Source organism: Rhizobacter sp. P3_C12, assembly GCF_056402735.1.
This window is the reverse complement of the sequence record NZ_JBFUGW010000467.1, coordinates 1-2,967: the sequence shown is the minus strand read 5'-3', so window position 1 is coordinate 2,967 and position 2,967 is coordinate 1. Positions and strand designations below refer to the sequence as shown.

Annotated in this window: 3 protein-coding genes; all 3 read right to left on the bottom strand. The window is 70.5% G+C overall.

Features of this window, described 5'->3' with window-relative positions:
- The coding region (locus AC1DXV_RS33270; RefSeq protein ID WP_477937809.1) for an RICIN domain-containing protein at positions 1-688 on the bottom strand (688 nt) is incomplete at its 3' end.
- Positions 689-777: 89 nt separating this feature from the next.
- Positions 778-1,974 (bottom strand): HPP family protein, encoded by a 1,197-nt coding sequence (locus AC1DXV_RS33265; protein ID WP_477937807.1) that lies wholly within the window; start codon positions 1,972-1,974, stop codon positions 778-780.
- Positions 1,975-2,047: 73 nt separating this feature from the next.
- A partial coding sequence (locus AC1DXV_RS33260; protein WP_477937805.1) for a DUF6055 domain-containing protein occupies positions 2,048-2,967 on the bottom strand: 920 nt, incomplete at its 5' end.

Here is a 2,967-nt window from a genome sequence, read left to right as displayed (position 1 = left end):
GAGCGGGTGACGGTGCCGGTGCCGGTGCAGGCGTCGGAGCGGGCGCGGGTGCGGGTGCCGGCGTGGGAGCCGGGGCCGGCGCGGGCGCGGGGGTGGGCGCCGGAGCCGGTGCCGGCGTGCTGTTCAGCGGCAAGCGGAAGGCCTGCTGCGCGTTGCTCGTCGCACAGGTCGTCAGCGAGAACTCGGTGACGCCCACGCGCGTCGGCGCGGTCAGGCACAGCTTGCCGTCGTAGGTGGCGACTTGCGCGAGGCTGGTGCCCAGCGCGGCCAGGCGGAACTGCTGCGCCTTGCGGCCGTTGCAGTCGTCGAGGTCGACGAACGCGCCCGACTTGCTGCCGCGGGCCGTCACGCACAGGCCCGACGACGGGTTCTTGATCAGCACCAGGTTGCTCGCGCTGTCCGACGACACCGGCATGAACTGGAAGGCCTGTGCCGTGCCGGCATTGCAGGCGGCCAGCCGGATGTCCCAGCTGGAGGTCACCGTCTCGGTGCAGGCACCGAGCTTGTCGGCCACCAGCGTGCTCAGCGTGGTCGTCAGCTTCTTCGAGCCGGTGGCCGCGGCCGCCTCGATCGTGCGCTGGCCCTGGGCATCGGCCAGGTCATCGTTGGCCGTGTCGGCATCGCTGCCGCCGCAGGCGGCCAACAGGACGGCGCTGGAGCAAGCCAGGCCGAGCATCATCTTGTTCATGGTCGGGTTCCTTGTGGATCGTGCCTGTGCAGTACACCCGACTGCGCTCTCACAGTAAATGTGAAAGCGCTAACAAACGTGAGCAACGGTCACGGCGCACCGGTGCGCGGGGCCGACAGATGGGTCAGGCAGATCTCGTAGAGCGCGCCGACCAGGTCGGTCTGCGTGACCATGCCGACCAGCTTGCGCCGCTCGTCGACGACCGGGATGTGGTGCAGGCCGACATCCGCCATCAGCGGCACCAGCTCGACCGCCGGCGTCGATGCGAACGCGGTCTTCACCGGCGCGGTCATGATCTGCCCCACCACCTCATGGCGGTCGGAGTGCGAGTTCGTGTTGCGCGCGAGGAAAGCGCGCAGCCGCCGGCCGATGTCGCGACGGTCCTGCAGTTCGACCTGGGCCAGGAAATCCGATCGCGTGACGATGCCGATCACCTGCCGCGCCCGATTGACCACCGGCAGCGCCTGCACCKAGTGCGCGTGCATCAGGTTCCAGGCCACGTCGAGCTCGGTCGCGAACTCGACGGCGAGCACGTCCTTCGACATCACGTCGGCGCACAGGGCCTCGCCGAAGCGGCGCTTGAAGGCCTGCATCTCGGTCTGGTGGAACAGCGATTCGAGGTCGTCGATGCCGATGTCGAGCACCTGGTCGTAGTCCTTCAGCGCGGCCTGCAGGTCGGCCGGCGTGRAGCCGAGGCGCTCGGTGGGCGGGCCGTCGGCGGTGTGGTGCGCGTGTTGCGGATCGGGCTGCTGTGCATGCGGATAGCGGCGGCCGGTCGCGTTGTTGAAGAGCAGCGCCACGCCGAGCAGCAGCAGCGAATTGAGCGCGACCGGCACGACCGCGAAGCCGTAGCCGGCGGYATGCACCGCCGGGCCGCCGAGCACGGCCGTCAGCGCCACCGCGCCGCTCGGCGGGTGCAGGCAGCGCAGCGCGAACATCGCGCCGATCGCCACGCAGATCGCGAGCGCCGCCGCCAGTTCCGGGGTCGCTATCCACCGCGCGCAGGCCACGCCGATCAGCGCCGAGACGATGTTGCCGCCGAGGATCGACCAGGGCTGCGCCAGCGGGCTCGCAGGGACGGCGAACAGCAGCACCGCCGAGGCACCCATCGGCGCGATCAGCGCGATGGCACCGGGCGTGCCCTGCAGCACGAAGGCGCTGAGCAGCCCGGTGGCGGCGATGCCCAGCAGCGCTCCCACCACCGACCGCAGGCGCTCGCGCCCGCTCACGGCGGCGCGTGCAGGAAGCCAGGCACGCAGCCAGGGATGCAGCAACAGGGAACGCATGAGGCAGTCGGCGGGGTCGGTGCAGATCGGAACCCCGGATTGTCGGCGAACCCGCCGAGCCGACTGCGTCAGGTCAGGGCCGCCAGGTCAGCGTCGTCTTCGTGTTGATGTCGGTGGCCGAACCGACGGTGGAGCCGGCCTCGACGAAGCCCGATCGGTTGCCCGAGCTCAGGTTCAGGCCGGCACCGCGGTACTCGACATCGCCATGCAGGTCCAGCGTGCCCGAGGCGCCCTGCCCGGTCTCGAAGAAGCCCAGCGGGTAGAACGTGGTGCGCACCTGGGCCGAGCCCGACACCGTGAAGGCGGTGTTGCCCGAGCCGATCACGCTGAGCCCGCCGACGGTGCCGCCGCTGACCGTGCCCTTGCTGATGACGGCCTGGTCTTCGATGCGCGCGCTGCCGCTCGCGCTGCCGCCCGGCAGGATCGTCGCGTACGGGCCGACGTACACCGTCGTCGGCGTGCTCGTCGGCGCGCAACCACCGCCATTGCTGTGCCGCGCCGTGCCGGTCGGGCAGGCGTCGCGCTGGCCGTTCTGGAAGCCCTGCGGCCAGGCGTTCGCCAGCTCGACCATGTACGGGTAGCGCCAGATCGTCTCGTACGCCTGGTCCCACACCACCGTCTTGAACACCGACGGCGTCGCGGTCACCACCAGGAACAGCGGCTCGCCTGCGTTCACCTTGAAGCTCAGGTCGGCGTCCAGCCCCTTCTGCTGCGCGCTGTAGCGGGCCGACGTGAACTGCGTGTTCGTCGCGACGAGGCCCCAGCGGAAGTCGGCGTCGGAACCCGTCTGGTTGATGCCGCGGAACTTCACCGTCACCGTGGTGGCGCCGTTGGTCGGGTACAGCCGCACGACGTTGTAGCCGAAGCGCTGCGGCGCGCCGTAGAACGGCGAGGCGAAGCGGCGGTTGGTCGCCCAGCTGCCGTCCAGTGCCTCCAGCGGCATCAGGCGGTGCATGCGCTCGGCCTTGTCGGTCAGCGTGATGTTGCCGTAGG